The organism is Arthrobacter sp. K410C (assembly GCF_059090105.1).
Genome location: NZ_JBNHFJ010000007.1, coordinates 161207 through 178612, shown reverse-complemented (window position 1 = coordinate 178612; position 17406 = coordinate 161207). Strand labels below are relative to the sequence as shown.

At 63.1% G+C, this 17406-nt stretch carries 20 protein-coding genes and 1 pseudogene; 13 read left to right on the top strand and 8 right to left on the bottom strand.

Annotated elements, in window-relative coordinates:
• Nucleotides 1-124: 124 nt before the first annotated feature.
• Nucleotides 125-481, bottom strand: coding sequence for an NAD(+)--rifampin ADP-ribosyltransferase (gene arr, locus AC5RU7_RS12505; RefSeq protein WP_494052519.1), 357 nt, complete (start codon nt 479-481; stop codon nt 125-127).
• 138 nt (nt 482-619) lie between these two features.
• Nucleotides 620-808, bottom strand: a pseudogene (locus AC5RU7_RS12500) (helix-turn-helix domain-containing protein); the annotation flags it as partial.
• A 1576-nt stretch (nt 809-2384) separates the two neighbouring features.
• Between AC5RU7_RS12500 and AC5RU7_RS12495 the strand changes: the two are divergent.
• Nucleotides 2385-2771, top strand: a complete 387-nt coding sequence (locus AC5RU7_RS12495) for a hypothetical protein (RefSeq protein ID WP_494052490.1) — start codon at nt 2385-2387, stop codon at nt 2769-2771.
• Nucleotides 2772-2922: 151 nt separating this feature from the next.
• Nucleotides 2923-3852 (top strand): DMT family transporter, encoded by a 930-nt coding sequence (locus tag AC5RU7_RS12490; RefSeq protein WP_494052489.1) that lies wholly within the window; start codon nt 2923-2925, stop codon nt 3850-3852.
• A 198-nt stretch (nt 3853-4050) separates the two neighbouring features.
• Here the strand turns inward: AC5RU7_RS12490 and AC5RU7_RS12485 are convergent, their stop codons facing one another.
• A complete protein-coding gene (locus tag AC5RU7_RS12485) occupies nt 4051-4485 on the bottom strand; it encodes an ester cyclase (RefSeq protein WP_494052488.1) in 435 nt (144 codons plus the stop codon).
• A 186-nt stretch (nt 4486-4671) separates the two neighbouring features.
• Entirely contained in the window at nt 4672-5154 is a 483-nt protein-coding gene (locus AC5RU7_RS12480) for a hypothetical protein (RefSeq protein WP_494052487.1), read from the bottom strand.
• Nucleotides 5155-5335: 181 nt separating this feature from the next.
• Here AC5RU7_RS12480 and AC5RU7_RS12475 point away from each other — a divergent pair, with 181 nt between their 5' ends.
• Nucleotides 5336-6019: a DNA alkylation repair protein gene (locus tag AC5RU7_RS12475; protein WP_494052486.1), complete on the top strand. Its 684-nt coding sequence runs from the start codon at nt 5336-5338 to the stop codon at nt 6017-6019.
• A gap of 7 nt (nt 6020-6026) precedes the next feature.
• Here AC5RU7_RS12475 and AC5RU7_RS12470 read toward each other — a convergent pair whose 3' ends face one another.
• Together AC5RU7_RS12470 and AC5RU7_RS12465 are read right to left on the bottom strand one after the other, a co-directional pair.
• A complete protein-coding gene (locus tag AC5RU7_RS12470; RefSeq protein WP_494052485.1) occupies nt 6027-6821 on the bottom strand; it encodes an alpha/beta fold hydrolase in 795 nt (264 codons plus the stop codon).
• Nucleotides 6822-6995: 174 nt separating this feature from the next.
• Nucleotides 6996-7646, bottom strand: coding sequence for a TetR/AcrR family transcriptional regulator (locus AC5RU7_RS12465; protein WP_494052484.1), 651 nt, complete (start codon nt 7644-7646; stop codon nt 6996-6998).
• 63 nt (nt 7647-7709) lie between these two features.
• Between AC5RU7_RS12465 and AC5RU7_RS12460 the strand changes: the two genes are divergently transcribed.
• A complete protein-coding gene (locus AC5RU7_RS12460) occupies nt 7710-8159 on the top strand; it encodes a nuclear transport factor 2 family protein (protein WP_494052483.1) in 450 nt (149 codons plus the stop codon).
• The gene (locus tag AC5RU7_RS12455; protein WP_494052482.1) at nt 8156-9046 is read left to right on the top strand and encodes an SDR family oxidoreductase; all 891 of its coding nucleotides are present in this window, start codon (nt 8156-8158) and stop codon (nt 9044-9046) included. The genes AC5RU7_RS12460 and AC5RU7_RS12455 overlap by 4 nt, the downstream gene beginning before the upstream one ends.
• Here the strand turns inward: AC5RU7_RS12455 and AC5RU7_RS12450 are convergent.
• A complete protein-coding gene (locus tag AC5RU7_RS12450) occupies nt 9043-9948 on the bottom strand; it encodes an MBL fold metallo-hydrolase (RefSeq protein WP_494052481.1) in 906 nt (301 codons plus the stop codon). The genes AC5RU7_RS12455 and AC5RU7_RS12450 overlap by 4 nt on opposite strands.
• The gene (locus tag AC5RU7_RS12445) at nt 9938-11011 is read right to left on the bottom strand and encodes a Gfo/Idh/MocA family protein (protein ID WP_494052480.1); all 1074 of its coding nucleotides are present in this window, start codon (nt 11009-11011) and stop codon (nt 9938-9940) included. The genes AC5RU7_RS12450 and AC5RU7_RS12445 overlap by 11 nt, the downstream gene beginning before the upstream one ends.
• A 193-nt stretch (nt 11012-11204) precedes the next feature.
• On the opposite strand from AC5RU7_RS12445, the gene AC5RU7_RS12440 reads away from it, so the two are divergent.
• From AC5RU7_RS12440 to AC5RU7_RS12405, 8 genes are all read left to right on the top strand, one after another.
• Nucleotides 11205-12266 (top strand): Gfo/Idh/MocA family protein, encoded by a 1062-nt coding sequence (locus AC5RU7_RS12440; RefSeq protein ID WP_494052479.1) that lies wholly within the window; start codon nt 11205-11207, stop codon nt 12264-12266.
• Nucleotides 12267-12382: 116 nt separating this feature from the next.
• Nucleotides 12383-13267 carry an ABC transporter substrate-binding protein gene (locus tag AC5RU7_RS12435; RefSeq protein WP_494052478.1) on the top strand — a complete coding sequence of 295 codons (885 nt, stop codon included), beginning with the start codon at nt 12383-12385 and terminating at the stop codon, nt 13265-13267.
• Nucleotides 13268-13299: 32 nt separating this feature from the next.
• A complete protein-coding gene (locus tag AC5RU7_RS12430) occupies nt 13300-14082 on the top strand; it encodes an ABC transporter ATP-binding protein (RefSeq protein WP_494052477.1) in 783 nt (260 codons plus the stop codon).
• Nucleotides 14069-14875 (top strand): ABC transporter permease, encoded by an 807-nt coding sequence (locus AC5RU7_RS12425; RefSeq protein WP_494012050.1) that lies wholly within the window; start codon nt 14069-14071, stop codon nt 14873-14875. The genes AC5RU7_RS12430 and AC5RU7_RS12425 overlap by 14 nt, the downstream gene beginning before the upstream one ends.
• A 64-nt stretch (nt 14876-14939) precedes the next feature.
• On the top strand, nt 14940-15764 hold the full coding sequence (locus AC5RU7_RS12420; protein WP_494052476.1) for a GntR family transcriptional regulator: 825 nt from the start codon (nt 14940-14942) through the stop codon (nt 15762-15764).
• A complete protein-coding gene (locus tag AC5RU7_RS12415) occupies nt 15751-16488 on the top strand; it encodes an amidohydrolase family protein (protein ID WP_494052475.1) in 738 nt (245 codons plus the stop codon). The genes AC5RU7_RS12420 and AC5RU7_RS12415 overlap by 14 nt, the downstream gene beginning before the upstream one ends.
• Nucleotides 16485-16820, top strand: a complete 336-nt coding sequence (locus tag AC5RU7_RS12410) for a hypothetical protein (RefSeq protein ID WP_494052474.1) — start codon at nt 16485-16487, stop codon at nt 16818-16820. Before AC5RU7_RS12415 ends, AC5RU7_RS12410 begins: the two co-directional genes overlap by 4 nt.
• 127 nt (nt 16821-16947) lie before the next feature.
• Nucleotides 16948-17391 (top strand): SRPBCC family protein, encoded by a 444-nt coding sequence (locus AC5RU7_RS12405; protein ID WP_494052473.1) that lies wholly within the window; start codon nt 16948-16950, stop codon nt 17389-17391.
• The last annotated feature ends 15 nt before the right edge of the window (nt 17392-17406 follow it).

The following is a 17406-nucleotide window of genomic DNA, read 5'->3' as shown; positions in this document are numbered from 1 at the left end:
GTCCCAGCGACTCTAGGAAGCCACGGGAACCGGTTCCCAAACGCAGGGTGAACAGCTGCGGCTACGCGCTCAAAGGAGACACGTAATCGCCGCGTGCCAGTTCCACGACGACGGCGGCGCCGCTTCAGTCGATGGCCTCGATGCCCTGCAGCTTCAGTTCCTCCAGATGGTTCAGCATGTGCTGCAGCGCCTCGGGGGAGTGCGGCTGCCAGTCCTTGACTTCGTAGAGCACGCGGAGGGGGTCGCGGGTGCGGTAGGACCGGGTGGGATTGCCGGGGAACTTCTTGTCAGTCAGGTTGGGGTCGTTCTCGAACGGGCCGGTGGGTTCCACCCGGTAGATCCTGCCGGTTCCGTCACCTGCGCTGAGCTCGGCGCCCCAGGTGGCCGCGTCCAGGGTGGCCGTGAAGTAGATGTGGTTCGCGGTCTTCCGTCCCCCGTAGTTGGAGGCGTAGCCCGGAACCAGCAGATCCCCGGGCTGCAGGTCGGCTTTGGTGCCGTGGAAGAAAGGTCCTGCATCGTTGGGGTTGGCCGTGTTGTTCTTTACTTCAGTACGGCGGGTTCCGGAATCAGGAAGTCCTGATGACGTGCTGATGATCCCGCGGCCGACGGCGTGCGTTGCCGCCTGGGTCCGGGAGTTCACGCCGAGCTTGTCGAATATGTTGCTCACGTGGCGCTGGACGGTTCGCTCGCTGAGGAACAACTCCGCGCCAATTGCCCGGTTGGTCAGGCCCTGCACGATCAACCGGAGCACTTCGACCTCGCGGGGAGAGAGGCCGTGCTGCGATGGAAGGTCGGGGTGCAGGAGCATGCCCTCGACCACCAGCAGGTCGGGACGGGCGCCGAGACGGGCGAAGGCCTGGCGCGCCGCTTCGAGCTCAAGCTCCGCCGCCTCATCGTCCCCCACACCCCGGTACGCGATGGCCAGGAGCACGCAGCACCGCGCCGTCTCGTAGGGGATGTCAAGGTCCCGCCACAGGCCGGCGGCCCGTCGGAGCTCGGGAAGCGCCCTCTGCCACTCGTCGTTGGCAAGGGCCAGTTCGCCAAGGGCTCGCGCATGGGCTGCGCGCACGCTGTCGGAAGCGAAATGCTCCGCGAGGCTGCCCAGCTCCGCCGCGGCGGCCGCGGCTTCCCCCGCAGCCTCTGCCGCGAGGAGGACGGTCACTGCCGCAGGGAGCAGCTCAACGCGAGCACTCGGCCCAACGGACTCGCCGAGGGAACGCCGGATCCCTGCCGCCGCCGCGGGCACGTCACCAAGGGAAAGCCTGAGCAGGGCGAGCCCTGGTTGCGTGGGGCCTCCGGCGAATGCCGCCGCCCGATAGGCTGCCTCTGCCCCCGGGAAGTCACCCAAAAGCCGAAGCGATTCACCGAGCTCGTAGCGTGCATGGCCAATCAGGCGAATGCCTGCTCCCTCGGCCAGGCTCCGGCACGCCTCCTTCAATTGGGCGAGGGCAGCCGCCCACTGGCCTGCGAGGCGGAGGTGGACGGCGCGGTAGGTCAGGCAGTTGCCGTAGAAGGGCCCGCCGAACGGAGGTACCGTATCCAGCCACTGCCCGAGGGCAGCGCTCCATTCCCTGACCCGCGAGACATCGCGGGCCTCTATCTGGCAGGTGCCGATCGCTGCGCAGAACAGCAGGCTCGTGACTCGTGGCGTCGTCTCGCCCGCCAGTACGCGGAGCATCGCATCGTCGAGCCAGTCCAGCCCGTCTGCGAGGCGGCCCGACTGGACCAGGGCACGGCCGGTGAGGAGCGTGGAGAAGGCGAGCTGGTCGCCGTCGTGCACCTTCGAAGCCCTCTCGCGGGCGCGGGCGAGGAGCATCACGGCCTCGTCATAGGCACCCGCGGCGATCCGGCCGTACGCCGTGGTGATGAGCAGCCACCCGGGCTCTTCGCCGGCGTCGCCCGGGCCGAGCTCGCGTGCCCGTGCCATCCAGCCGTTAGCCTGCGCGAACTCGCCGTTGAGGTTGTAGGCCTCCCACAGCCAGAAAGCGGAGGCGAGCGCGGGACGCACCTGGCCGTTCGCGGCCCGCACTTCGAAGGCATGCACCAGTGCGGCAATCGCCTCGTCGCGCAGGCCTGCGATTTGGGCGCACTCGGCGAAGCACTCGACGTCATCGACCTCAAGGCCCGCGAGCCCGCCGGCGGCGCGGAACTCGTCGCATGCCTGCCGCCACGCGAACGCCGCGTGGAACGCACGGGCCCGCGCGAGGTGATTTGCGTCGTCGGCCACGTCAACCTCCTGATCACTACTATGCATCGTTGGACTGGGCATAACTACCCAGTGGCGGATGCTGAAGTTGGCGGGACCTGCCGATGTTTGCGTGGCGCGCCGGCGGGATCCTGAAGGTGATCCGCATGGTGCGGGTCACTTGGTTCAGGAGGCCATCATGTCCCAGCCGTTTGTCTACTTGAGCACTTATACCGTGCGCGCCGGGCATCTCGATGAAGCTCTGGAGGCTTGCCGCGAGGTGGCCCGCCTCGTGGAAAGCCGTGAGCCCAGGATGCTCGTGTTCCAGTTCTTCGCCGATGAACCTGGCCGGCGGATCACCTGCCTTCAGGTTCATGCCGAACCGGAATCCATGGCGAACCACATGGCCGTGATCAGCGAACACCTGGCACAGTCCGGGTCGTGGCTCGAGTCGTTCAGCAACGCGATGACCCTGGGTCAGCCCCCGGCGGTCGTGACGCAGTGGTATCGGGAGGCGGGGGAGGACCTGGCCCAGTTCCCGCGGCACGTGGCGGGGCTCATCAGGGGCGGGTCGCCTGTTGGATGAAGTGAGCCCGGATATGAGTCCAAAGTCCGCGAAGGTCCGGAAGCCCAGTGCCGCCGTCGTACATTGAAACTTCATGGCCGGCTTGATGCGAGAGCACTGCCTCTTGATGTGGGCCTACGCCTGGTCCTGGTAGCGGCGTAGTCTTCAGCGCATGACCAAGGACGGGGAACGGGCGGCCCTCGCTGCGTTTCTGGCGCAGGCTGTGCTCGCCGGCGGAAACGCCGTTGGCATTCGCTTCAGCAACCGTGAGCTCGCGCCACTGTGGGGGGCCGGCCTGCGGTTCGCGCTTGCCGCGGCGATACTCCTGGCGATCATGGTGGCGCTGAGGCTCGCGCTCCCCCGTGGGCGGGCGCTGGCCGGTTCTGCGTTGTACGGCTTGTTCAACTTCGGCGTATCGTTCGCCCTGATCTACTACGGCCTGGTCCGCGTGCATGCTGGCCTCGCTCAGACCTTGCTCGCGCTTGTTCCGCTCGCCACCCTGCTGCTCGCCGTCCTCTGGCGACAGGAGCGCGTCCGGACGGCGGCCGTTATGGGCACCCTGCTCGCGCTCGCAGGGGTCACCTTGATGTCACGTGATCCTCTGCAGCATGAAGTGCCGATGACTTCCGTTCTTTCCGTCGTGGGGGGTGGAGTCTGCTTCGCACAGGCGCTGGTGCTCGTGCGCATGTTCCCGAAGGTGCACCCGGTGACCATGAATGCAGTGGGCATGACATCAGGAGCAGTTGTCCTGCTCGTCGCGTCAATGGCTGCGGGCGATCCGCTGGTGATCCCGGAGCGCATTGAGACGTGGGTGGCGATCGGCTACCTGGTGGTCATCGGATCGGTTGTGGTGTTCCTGCTCTACCTCGTGGTCCTCCAGTCCTGGCCGGCCACGCGGGCCGCGTACGGGTTCGTCATCATCCCGTTCGTAACCGTCCTGCTCTCCGCATGGCTCGACGACGAACCGGTCACCATGACTCTTGTGCTCGGTGGCCTACTGGTCCTGACGGGTGTCTATGTCGGCGCGCTGCGCCCGGGACGAAAGACGCCGCCGCCTACGGACCAGGACCCGAACACCGACCAGTCCGAGGAGGCCCGGTGACAGCACCATCAAGGAAACTCCTGTCCGGAAGCGGGAATGGTTGCGAGGAGCTGGGACAGCAGGGGTGGCTTCGATAAAGAGCTTCAGCGGGAACTGTCCCAACGGCAGGGTGAACAGCCCGCACATGCGGAAGCCGCGGGTACCTCTACTGTGGGAGGTATCCACGGCTTGTTTATGTTCGACGGCGGGGCCAGCCCCTCAGTGCGACGTCAGCTCGCGGAGCAGTCCCAGTTGCCCCAGGAACTCCATCTGATCGAAGTAGAAGTGGTGGGAGGTGATCTCGCCCGCTTCCACCTTGGCGATGTCGCAGCTCCGTACCCTGATCTGCTTGCCCGTTGCGGGGAGCGTTTCGCCGGAGGGCAGGTTCAGCGGGCCGGTGTTTGTTCCGATAACGGTGCCCTCGTCGATGGCCACGTCCCCGGCATCGTAGCTGTCAACACTTTCGTATCGGACGTCCGGCATCGCTGCCCAGAACTCGAAGAGGTAACCGGTGATGGCGTCACGGCCGCGCAGTTCCCCCTGGTCAGGGGTGTAGGCCACCGCGTTGGCCGCGTAGCAGCTGGCCAGCGTTTCCCTGTCTTTTTCGTTCATCGCCCTGGTGAGGCGATCCATGATTTCGCGTGCCTGTCCCATTGTGGACCTCCAATTTTTGGGCGGCCTCACGGAAGCGGGGGCCGCTTCGTTCGATGGTTGGCTTCTGCTGGTGCCGGAGCCATGTTAATTGCACGCCCGGCCCGGAACAGTGTCAACGGGGCGGGCAAATTTGTGCCGCCCGCCCTGGTCAGTGGCCTCAATGCCCGGGCCGGCCAGCAGTTCGAGTCACTCGCCGGGGGCGGATGTGGCTTCGTTCTGCGGCGGGCGGTCCTTAAGGAGGACAACGGCTACGATGATCCCTCCGGCTCCGAGGAGGATCAGCGGACTATGCAGCAGTACACCGAGAATAGCGAAGCCCGAATCTGCGATGGGTTTGGACGCAGCAAACAGGCACAGAGCGTCGTAGGCCAGCGCTGCCGCGTACCCGGCAATGAAACAGAACGTCAGTAAAGCCGTGCGGTAGTTCTTGGTGAATGCTCTGACGGCCACGTCAAAGGCGAAGTACTTAAGCCCGACGACAGTAGGGGCGAAGGTCAGAATGAAGAAAAAGTCCACGTCTTCGGGAAAACGCCGGAGCGGGACATTCGCTTGGCCTTGGTAGATCCCGCTTGAATGGAACCACAGGCTGACCAGCTGGACCGAGATGAGCAGGACCGAGACAGCGCCGTACCGCAGCGCGGTTCCACCCCGGGTCATTCCCAATGCCATGGCTGTCACCGTTTCCCCCAACTTGTCGTGCAGCTAGACGCGATGCTATTTGCCCGCGGTATTGAACGGATGATCCTTGAGCCAATCCTGCGGGATCTTTCCTGCCCCCGCAGGCCGGGCCCTCAAGCCAGGCGCCGCCGTCGTACGCTGAATCCAAACGGTAATGGACGGGGAGGCAGACGTGGCGGAAACGACGACGGCGGCGTCGCAGCTGGACGACGTGCTGGCCGAACTGGCCGGGCTCGAAGACGCGAAGATGCGCGCGGTGAACGAGAGGCACGGCGACGACCATGGCGTGAACCTCAGCCAGTTGCGCGCGGTGGCCAAGCGGCTGAAAACGCAGCAGGACCTCGCGGTCCGGCTGTGGGAAACCGGTGACACCGCGGCGCGGCTGTTGGCACTGCTCATCTGCAAACCCAAGGCGTTCGGACGTGACGAACTGGACGCCATGCTGCGGGAGGCGCGCGCCCCCAAGGTGCACGACTGGCTCGTGAACTATGTGGTGAAGAAGAGCCCGCACGCCGAGGAACTGCGCGTCGCGTGGCTGGCCGACCCGGACCCGGTGGTGGCCAGCGGGGGCTGGGCGCTGACGTCGGACCGGGTGGTGAAGAAGCCCGAGGGCCTGGAACTGCCGGGCCTGCTGGACACCATCGAGGCGGAGATGAAGGACGCGCCGGACCGGCTGCAGTGGGCGATGAACACGTGCCTGGCGCAGATCGGAATCGAGCACGCGGAGCACCGGGAGAGGGCGATCGCCAGCGGGGAGCGCCTGGAGGTGCTCAAGGACTACCCGACGCCGCCGGGCTGTACGTCGCCGTTCGCGCCGGCATGGATCGGGGAGATGGTGCGGCGCAAGGGGGAGTAGGGCCGGTTCAGGCGAGTGAGTGCAGGAACGCCGAAGCGTCCGCGGCCACCCTCTCCGGGTGCTCCCACAGGACCAGGTGCCCGGCGTCAGGATAGACCTTCAGCACGCCGCCCGGAATCCGGGAGGCGAGAATCTCCTGGTCCTGCAGCGGCAGCAGGTCATCCCTGCCGCCGTAGATGATCAGCGTTGACGCCCGGACGGCGCCCGCTTCGGTGGGCGGGGCGGCGGACGTCAGCCCGGCCAGGATCTTTTTCCACGCGTGGGCAGGCATCCGGACGCCGTCGCGCACCCGGTCCTCCAGGTACCAGCCGGGAACGGGCTGGTGCAGCGTGAACCAGGCGAGCGACCCCCGGACCCAGTCCTCGTCGATGGGGTCGGCCAGTAGGTCCACCTCGTCGGCGAAGGCCGGCCGGCCCTGCAGGCTCAGCGGCGACCCCACCAGGACCAGCGCGGCCACCCGCCCAGGATGCGCCGCAGCCAGCTGCTGGGCAACGTAGCCGCCGCTGGAGGACCCGAGGACGAACGCCGTTTCCGCACCGACGGCATCGAGGATCGCCGCCGCGTCATCGGCCTGCTCCGCCAGCGAGTAGCCGTCCTCCGGTTTGTCCGCCTCGCCCTGGCCGCGGAGGTCCGGCGCATAGACCCGGAAGCCGTCCAGCCCTGGCAGCAGGCGGTCGAAGCAGCGGCGGGATTCGCCCCACGCGTGCAGCAGGAGCAGCGGCTTTGAGTCCGCGCCACCCTGGATCAGGCACGGCACCGTGACGCCGGTGCGCAGGTACAGGGAACGGACCTCGGGTTCCATGGCATCAGGGTACGCCTGGTGATGCGGCCCGGCGCTTGCGGCGGGCGGCTTCAGGCACGACGGCGGCTCCTCCATGAAATTAAGACCACAAATCTACTCATGGGTAGAAAAAACGATACTCGAGCTCTTACTAAGTTCGAGGTCAACGCTCTTTCCGAGAAACCTCCACAGCTCTCATGGGTGCCCCTCGGGGAGCAGGGAGACGATCATAAATTGGGTGACGTACTGGGCGAACCTTGGCAGTGACCAGCCCCGCTTCAACACGAGCAGTTCGTAGAGTTCAGCCGAGCTGCAGACCCAGAGTATGTCGGTCGCCTCACCCAGGGAGACGCCCTCGCGGAGGTAACCGCGGTCTTTAAGGTACCGGGCGTGGTGGCGCATCCGTTTGAGGCGCTCGCTCTCGATGTCTTCGAGCAGGCTTGCCATCTCCTGATCGCTAACGGCGGCAGAACGCATCAAAAGTCGGATCGGGGTGACCAGGGAAGCCACCTCGGCAGTCAGGGCCCCCCAGTTCCGCATGACCGTCGTCGGGTCGCTCTCACGTTCCCGCATCTCGTCAGATCGAGCGTATGCAGGGACGGGTCCGGCCCCAGCAAGCCCACGCTCGTAGAGGGCGCGGACCAGCCCCGCCTTCCCGCCGAACGCCTTGTAGACAGTCTCCACCGAAACACCTGCCTCGGAGGCAATGGCTGCTAGCGTTGCGCCCGCGTACCCGCGCTCACCAAACTGCCGCTCGGCGGCCTCGAGGATGGCATCCCTGTTCCGCCGTGCCTGCTCTAATCGTCCGCTGGAGTCGTAGCGGCGCTTACTCTTGACGTTTCCCAATATTCGTTCCATGCTTGAGTATCAGATACAGATGACTGTATCAGAATCATTCGGGGAGTTGGAATGATGGGCAAAGCAGATGCTGCCGGAGAATTAGTGCAACGGTTGCTCAGCGCGGTGAACGCCCACAAGTTGGATGATCTCGTGGCGTGCTTTGCCGAAAACTATCTGAATGAGACACCCGCCCACCCCCAGCGGGGCTTCCGGGGACGAGATCAAGTGCGCCGGAACTGGACAGAGATCTTTTTGCGGGTCCCGGACATTCATGCACGAGTGCAGAGCACGGCGGGTAGCGGCGACGACCTGTGGACCGAGTGGGAGATGTCCGGGACACGGACCGACGGAGCCGCGTTCTTGATGCGGGGAGTGGTCATCTTCGGCGTCACAGAGGGAGTGATTTCCACGGCCCGGTTCTACCTGGAGCCGGTGGAGGATGTCAGCGGCGACGTCAATGCAGCAGTGAACCGGGTGCTGGGCAGCGATTCAGAACCCCGAACAAAGGAAACATCATGATTCTTGTCGTGGGGGCTACCGGCCAGCTCGGTGGTCTTATCGCTCAGACGTTGATCAATGAAGGGTTTGCGGTACGCATTTTGGTGCGTGAAGGGTCGGCGTACGAAACTCTCGTTACAGCGGGCGCCCAGCCTGTCTTCGGTGACCTTAAAGATCCCGCGTCACTTGCAGAGGCGTGTGCCGGCGTCGACACAGTGGTGACCACAGCCAACTCCTCCGCACGTGGCGGCGAAGACAACGTGGATTCGGTGGATCGCGCCGGCAATCGGAATCTGGTCGGTGCCGCCGTGAATGCGGGCGTCCGCCGCTACGTCTTTGTTTCGAACCTCGGCGCCAGCCCGGACAGCCCCAATCCCTTCATGGCTGCCAAAGGCGAGACGGAGCAACTGCTTCGCGGCAGCGGGATGTCCTGGACGATAATCCAACCCAACCTCTTTATGGATAAATTGCCGGTCATAGTGGTTGGTGGGCCGGCTCTCGCAGGGCAGCCGGTCACTCTCGTGGGGGAGGGAAGGCGCGTGCACTCCCTGGTGGCAATGCGGGACGTGGCACGGTACGTGCTTGCCGTGATTGAGCATCCGGAGTGGGATCGCCAACTGCTTCTTGTCGGCGGTCCGGAGCCAGTCTCCTGGCGGGATGTGGTCACTGCATTCGAGCTCGAACTGGGACGGCAAATTCCGGTGCAAACAGTTGCTCCGGGACAGCCGATCGCGGGTATGCCGGACTTGCTCAGCGGCTTCCTTGCACTGCTGGAGACCTACGATTCAAGACTCGAGATGGGGGACCTGCCCGCTAGCTACGGAGTGCAGCCCACTACTCTTCGGACCTGGGTGCACGACTTCGTGCTGGAGGCTTCCAGCACCCCGACCCGCGCACCCAGAGGTTAGGACAGGTCGCAGACTTGCAGCAGATCAGTTCCGACAATGAGGTCGCCGTGGAAACTCTCCTGGACAATTTCACGCCATTTTTCTTCGGGCAGGTTGCCGGGGATGAGGTGAGTCAGTGCGAGAAGGGATACGTCCGCGGCGGCAGCCACGCCTCCCACGTCATGGACCGACGTGTGGTACTCCGGGATGCCGTAACCCGGAAAGAGTGCCTCATGGATCAGCACATCGGCACCGCGGGCGGCTGCAATCAGCTTGCGGGACGGCCGGGTGTCACCGGATATCGCAAGGGAATGGGCGGCAGTGCGGAACACGTATCCGAAGGCGTCCTCCACAGGGGAATGTTCCACCTCCACAGCAGACACCTGCCATCCAGGAAAGCCCAGGATGAGACCGTCCTGGACCTCGACGACGGGAACGCTGAGCTTTTCAGGGTCGTAGCCGTGCGGGAGCCTGGCCCGGATGTCGTAGTCGTGAGCGGCGAAGATCCGATTGACGTATTCAAGTGTGCCGGGGGGACCGATGACGGTGGGCACCTTCTTTTGGGTTCCGTGGATCCAGGGCGCCATGATGAGAAAGCCCAAGTCGGCATTGTGGTCAAGGTGGTTGTGGGTGATGAGCACATGGGTCACATCCTCCGGGCGCCAGCCGAGCCGGAACAACTGGTAGACGCAGCCGTTGCCGGTATCAACCATGACAACGTCGTCGCCGATGGCAAGAACGGTCGAGGGGCCGTAGCGGCCGTCGACCACCGCAGGGGTACCTGTCCCGCTCAACCAGCAGCGGAGCCGCATCCGCTCGAGCTTGGTTGGCTCTACCTGGGCCTGGGCACGCCGTCCGCGGGCGAGTTGTTCGCCTGCCAGGTATCCTTCGAGGAGCGACTGGGGCTGATGGTTAGGCGCCATTGTCGTTCCTGTCTTTCCTTCCAAGGCGAGCTGAGGTCATGTCCGAGGGGCGCATGGATCTGCCCGACGCCGCGGACTGGTAGGCGGCGAGTATGGTCTTCAGGCTGCTGAGCAACCTGGCCGGGCTTGCCTCCGGCTCGGTTCCAGTTCTTATGCACTGGACAAAGTGGCTCATTTCCTCCGTGAAGCCCATTGAACTGTTGCCATCCTCAACGGTTGTCTGCCTCCCCTCGACTGCGTAGCTGACGCGGCCGGACCAGACGTCCAGCTCCAGCGAACCGTTGTCGAAGAACAGTTCCAGGCCAAGACGCCGAGGTCCCAGATGCCTGGAACGTGCGGTGAAAACGAGCGAGCCCAGCGTGCCGGATTTGAACAGCGCGCTGACCACCGCCGTACTTTCCAAAGCGCCGTCGGGCGCTATGTCCTCAGTACTCGTGTAGGCCGAAACTTCCTCAAAGGGCCCAACCATGGCTTCAGCCAGTGCCACCGTATGGATTCCGGCCTGCATCAGGTATCCACCTCCGGCGGTGTCGGGCGAAAATGTCCAGGCAGGAGCCCCGCCTTCCGACGACACGTAAAGTGAACTTTCGTGCCTGGCCTTTATCAGGAACGGCTGCCCGAGGGCATGCTTGCGGATAATTTCTTCAGCCCGACGGCGGGCGCTCGAGAACAGCCAGTTCTCCGCCACCATCACCGTTTTGCCACTGGCCTCTGCCGCCCGCGCAATGGCTTCTGCATCGTCCAGGTTCGTCGCCATTGGTTTCTCGACCAGCACGTGGAGACCTGCACCTAGAGCGCTGAGGACCATGGGGGCGTGCAAATGCGGTGGCGTGCAAATGTCCACAGCATCAACTTCGCCCGATCCGAGAACTTCCTCGAGGTCCAATGCGCAGTTGGGAATCCCAAACGTGGCGGCTATCCGTTGAGCGCGCTCCTGGTTGGGGTCTACCAGCACATCCACCCGGGCATCATTTGCGGCTGCCCAGGCTGGCAGATGTGCCACTTCAGCAATGTCGCCTGCGCCGACGAGCGCTACGCGTACCGGTTCATCGTTGGCTGCCATAGCCTCCGCCTTTCGGCTTTTCCGCCAGTGAGAAGATGCGACAACCGTACCGCAGGCAGGACTATTTCGGAAGACTTTGTCTGACTAAAAGAAGGTCTTGACGACCAACTTCAGCAGAAGTTAGTCTGACTAATGACGCGGACGAGGGAGTGCAACCCGCGGAAAAGTACGGCCGTGACCAAAGGGGGTCGCAGTGCAGCTAGGAATGATCGGAAGCGATCTGCTCCACGCTCTGGAGTACGCATCTATTCTCAACGCGCGCCCAGGGCCGGCTTTTCCGAAAGCCAACGTGGACCATTCGGCGGCAGTCGGCGGCATGCCAGCGCCGCAATTCCGTTGTCCGGGGGCTTGGGATCCAGCCCTGCCCTCAGCCGACGATATTCTGGCCGACAGCGCTTTCCACGACGCCAAGGTCACCTCGTGGTGGGGCCAGGACAGCGCGACAGTGAGGAAATGGGCCGGCCAAACGGGCGTGCAACACGTCGCCAAGACTCCGGAAGAGCTGCTCGGAAGAGTTGATGGGGTTCTGATTTGCACGTGGCACGGCAGGGACCATGCAGCGTTGGCCCGCCCCTTTGTGGAAGCCGGGATGCCTGTGTTCGTGGACAAGCCCTTCACGGAAAGCTCCCAGGAGGCAAAGGAACTCCTCAGCCTGGCCGAGAAGAGTGGCTCTGTTGTCTTTTCATCTTCACCCTGGAAGTGGTCGCCCGCCATCCTGAATCTGATGGCACAGGCTCCCAATCTCGGGGACATCAAGACCTGTATTGCCAGCGGCCCATACCTGGATAATCCCTACTTTTATACAACCCATATGGTCGAGACCGGGCAGGCGATACTGGGCCCGGGTGCCGTATCAGTCCAGGCCCAACACACATCGCAGGCGCGGGTGATCGTCGTGACCTACGACGACGGACGCATGCTCGTCGTGAATGCCCTGCAAGGATCAGCAGCCACGCGGCACGTGGTGCTCTACGGCTCGAAGGGATACCTCGAGGCCGATGTAGGTGAGGCACAAAAAGAAGCAGGGATGGTGGAGACGCTCGCCAGGTTCCTGCGCGGGGCCGCCGAAGGTAAGGCGCCTCTTCCCTATACCTATCCCTTGGAAGCCACAGCAGTAATGGAGGCAGCAGAGGCCTCCATCGAAGCCGGCGGAAGGCCGGTGCACCTGGACACCATCCTGGATGACAGCATCAGCGGCCAGGAATTCACGTCCAGCGCAGTCTCACCACCCCTCAAGAAAGAAGGAACATCGTGAAAGTTCTTAATTCCGGACGTTCCGGACTCATTGGACTTCTGTGTCTCGCATTTGCGTTCGTCACCACAGGCTGCGCGGGAGACACCCAGCAGCAAGGCCAGGGCGCAAAAGTCCCCATGACTTTCACCGGGGCGGGAAACCTGTCCTGGCTCAACGTCTTCGTGGCCGAGGATGAGGGCATCTTCGACAAGCACGGCATCGAATCCACCGTGCGGGTTTTCGACGTCGGGTTCCTGGGAACCGAAGCTGTCCTGGCCGGCGAAGCCCAAACTGCAGGTTCAGTGGAGTTTCCGCTCCTCGGGCTCCTTGGCCAGGGGGCCGGCCTGGTGGTACCTGCAGTAGTGGCTACCGCTGAGGATCAGCGCATTGTGGTCGACGATTCCATCCAGAAACCAGAAGACCTGCGTGGAAAGAAAATTGGGCTGATTGGCGGTTCCGCCTTCGAATACTCCTTCCAGGAGTATCTGAACCATTTCAACATCCCCAGGGAAGAAGTGGAATTCGTGAATGTTGATGCTGCCGAGCAGGTTGCTGTTATGGCACGCGGTGACATCGACGGTTTCCTGAACGTAGAGCCCGTTGTGACCCGCGCGCTTAACTCCCTGGGCAATGCCCACGTCCTTGAGCCGGGCACGGAAGAGGTGTACACCACGCGCATCCTGCTGCAGATGAACAAAGAGTGGGTGGATGCCAACCCCGACGGTGTGAAGAAGGCACTGGCCGCCCTGATTGAAGCAAACGACTTTATCAAGGCGAACCCGGAAAGGGCAGCTGAAATCGGCGCGAAGTGGACGAAGTCCGAAAAAGCGACCGTGACGTCCTTCCTCGAGGACGCAAAGTTTGATTACAACGTGCACTATGACGCTGCGGCCCGGGAAAGCATGGAAAAGATCGCTAACTGGATGATGGAAAACGGCAAGCTGGAAAAGATGCCTGACCTCGACCAGGTGTTCGTGACCGATCATCTGCGGGAAGTCGCGCCGGGGCAGGTGAAGGAATGATGAAGCGCGCAGAAGGCGGGACCAGAACCGCCATGACAGGAATCGAGCTGCAGAAGGTCACGAAGCACTTTCCAAGCACACGGACCACCGCCGGGTACACGGCAGTCCGCGACGTTGACCTCGCTGTACGCCCGGGAGAATTCATGTGCATCCTGGGCCCCAGTGGATGCGGGAAGTCCACCCTGCTGCACATGATGGCCGGATTCGAGAAGCCCAGCGCCGGAGCGATACTCATCAACGGACACCAGATTGTCCGTCCTGGTGCAGACAGGGGGGTCGTTTTCCAGAATGAGATCGCGCTGTTTCCGTGGCTGAACGTGGAACGGAACGTGGAATACGGGCTCAAAGTCCGCGGCGTGGACAAGCGGCAGCGGCACACCGCCGTCGATGATGCCCTGTCCCTGGTGGGCCTGGACCAGCATCGACACAAACTGCCCAGGGAACTCTCGGGCGGCATGAAGCAACGCGTCCAGATCGCCCGGGTCCTGGCCAACGACCCCGACGTCATGCTGATGGATGAACCCTACGGCGCGCTTGACGCCCAAACACGGATGAGGCTCCAGGACGAGCTGGTCGACGTCTGGCAGCGGAAATCGAAGACTGTCGTGTTCGTGACGCACGACGTTTCGGAATCCGTCTACCTGGCTGACCGGGTGGCCGTGATGACAGCCGGGCCGGCAGCACGCATTAAGAGCGTTCTGGAGGTTGATCTGCCTCGCGTAAGGAATCGCACCGATTCGCAATTTGTGGAGTTGGCGTCGGCATTGACGGCGGAACTCCGGCACGGGAAGGAACACGACGATGGCAATCACTGATGTCCATGTGACACATCCGCCGGCAGAGTCAAGGGGAAAGCTTGAAGGACGTCCCTGGATCACGTACACCGCCGTCGTCATCGCTGCCTTCGTGGTTTGGCATCTGCTGTCCCTGGTTGTGAACCCCCTGTTTCTGCCCAGTCCATTACGGGTCGGCGCCGCAACCATTGAACTAATCGCCTCCGGGGAAATGCTCCAGCACGTCTCTGCCTCATACGGCCGGGTCCTGTCCGGATGGTTCATAGGGGCTGCCCTGGCCATCCCTCTGGGATTGCTGGCAGGGCGGGTGACACTGCTGCGCGTAGCGTTGGAACCGTTCCTGAACTTCTTTCGGTTTGTTCCACCGATCGCCTTCTTGAGCCTCGCCCTGATCTGGCTCGGCATTGGCGAGACCTCCAAAGTCGCGCTCATCGTGTATGCCTCGTTCTTCATCGTCTTCCTCAGCGCAGTCGCCGGGGTCCAGGGTGTCGATAAGGAGAAAATTCATGCCGCCCAGTGCCTGGGGGCCAGCAGGAGGCAGGTGATAACCACCGTGGTGATGCCTGCGGCAGTTCCGGAAATCGTTACTGGCCTGCGCACGGCCATGGGCATCGCCTTTATGACCGTGGTGGCAGCCGAACTCGTGGCAGCGGAGAGCGGCATCGGATTCCTCATCTACAACTCCCGCCTGTTTGCCCGTACCGACATCGTGTTCGCCGGCATCCTTGCCCTGGGTGTCATGGGCCTGACAGCGGACATCCTGTTCCGGCAGCTCACGCGCCCGATCCACTACCGGTATGCGCTTCGCTTCTGATCCACACACTGTGAATATTGTTCGTGGCGCTGGATCTTCCACTGCCAAATCTGGAAGGAGACAAATGGGTGCGGCCAGCAGGGCAGACCAAACGTTCGAACAGCTGGAGAGGCTCATTGTGGAGCTCAGCAGGCAGGACGTGGACCGGTTGCCACCCGAGACGGAGCTCAGCCAGAAATTCGGCGTTTCCCGGGCGACGGTCCGGGAGGCGCTCGGCCGGCTTGAAGCTGCTGGAAGGGTGCAGCGAAAGCGGGGAAGAGGGACAATCCTGGTGCCGCTGGCGCGGCCGGCCATACGCTACCCGGCCAATATCATCGGCTCCTTCGCCGACTTCCTCAAGGAATCCGGTGTGGAACACAAACTCCTGGAGTTTTCCGTGACACATGTGGAGCTTGAGGAGGAAATCGTCAGGATGTTTGATGAAGGCAAATTGTCGAATTCAGGCTTCCGAAGTGTCAGGTGCTACGCCCTCGGCGACGTGCCGGCCGCACTCCTGTACCACCTTCTCCCGGCAACAATCCAGGGACAGCCACTTTCGGTGGAGAAGCTGCGTGGCGACATCGTTCCCTTCCTCGAGTCCGTGCACAACGTGCAGATCGACAGCGTCACCAGCGCAATCACGGCAGAGGAAGCTTCCGAGGATGTGGCCAGGCAGCTGGGCCTCAAACCAGGAAGCGCCGTGCTGGTGATGTACACCCGCGTCATCGACAGCGAAGGCGCAACACTCGCATTGGGCGCGCTGGCATTTAATCCGGCGGTTGTCACTCTCGGTGTGGAGGCCCTGGAGCACGTAACTGCAGGCGGCCAGTTGCAGTTCCCGACTGGATGGCTGCAAGGCAATATCGCCACCCGAAGTCCCGCAAGGAGGGAAAAGAATGAAACACATTGATGTCCACCAGCATCTTGGTCCTTGCAACGTATTCGATTTGGAGGTCACGAAAACCCAACTAGCGGCCGCCATAGACGAGACGCCGCTGGAGGGTTGCATTGTTCAGCCTTTCCCGGGAGCTGCTGACGCTCGTTTGCAGCATGACGCCATCGCGGACCTTGCCAGGACGGCTCCCTTCAAAATCTGGGGCATCGCCAGCCTCAACCCGCATATTCCTGATGATGCGTACCGCAGCGAGATCCGCCGCTGCGTCCAGGACCTGGGCTTTGTTGGGGTGAAGCTCCACACCATCGGCCACGCTGTCCATCCGGGCAGCAAGGATGCGCGCAAGGTCTTCGAAGCCGCCCAGGAGCTGGGCGTTCCGGTCATGGTGCACACGGGGGACGGGGTGCCGTTTGCGGACCCGACGGCGGTCCTGGGTCCGGCACAGGAGTTTCCCGATGTGACCATAGTGTTGGCGCACGCCGGCATGTCCACCTTTGCCGGCAACGCCATCGCTGTGGCGCGCGTCTGCCCGAACGTTTACCTCGAACCTTCCTGGTGCAAGACGCCGGAGATCGGGGCCATGATCCAAATCCTGGGGGCGGACCGGGTGATGTTTGGAGCCGACCTGCCCTACAACGTCAGGCCGGAGACAGAGAAATTCCAGGCCCTTGGACTGTCACAGCGCGACCTGGAAGCAGTCATGTGGGGCACAGCCTCCGACGTTTTCAAACTGCAATGACAGAGGTGATGGTGCGCGTCAGCGTCATGATGATTGTCGCTCCGAAGGAAACCGAGGAAGTGATTCGCCGGTTCCATGACTCTTTCTACCCGGCGATCTGCCGCCAGGACGGGTTTCTCGAATGCATCCTGTTGCGGGAGACAGACCGCAGCGATATCCACGGGGATCAGCACTTGCGCATGGATATCAGCTTCCGCAGCGAGCGGGAGAGACTCAACTGGGTGGAGACGGACCTGCACGACGAGGTGTTTGGGCTCCTGGTGGAGAACGTTGCCAACTACAAACCGCTGCACTTCTCTGCCGTATCAGCGCCGGGAGGGGCGGACGGTTGATCGTGGATAACCCGAATGACCTGAGTGTCATCGCGATCGCCTTGCCCGTTCCGGCGGAGCGCGCCGAATCAACATAGACTGGGCCTCCATCACATGGCATGCTTCCGCCCCTGAGAGAGGACAGCTCATGAGAAGGCTCCAACTGGAAACGATTACCGAGCTGCAGGCACCGGCCCCAAAAGTCTTCGACTTCGTCGCGGACAACACCAATGCCCCCAAGTGGCAGAGCGGGATCGAGGAGATACGGCGTATCACTCCAGGTCCTCTCGGCGTAGGCACGGAGCATGAACTGACGCGGCGCTTTGCCGGGATGAAGATCGTGGGACGAAACCGCTTCACGGCCTACGAGCCGGGCCGCTTCGTAGCTTTTGAGATCCCGTCGGGCAAGATGGACGGAGTGGCCTCCTATCTGGTTGAGCCCACTGGCCCCGATTCCTGCCGGCTCATCAGCAACGTGGACTTCCAGGTGGCCGGCCTGGCCCGGTTCGCCGTTCCCCTTCTGAAGCTGATCTTCAAGCGGGACGACGAGAAGGCCCTGGCCAAGCTCAAGGTCCTGATGGAGCGTCCCTGATCTCCTCCCACACCA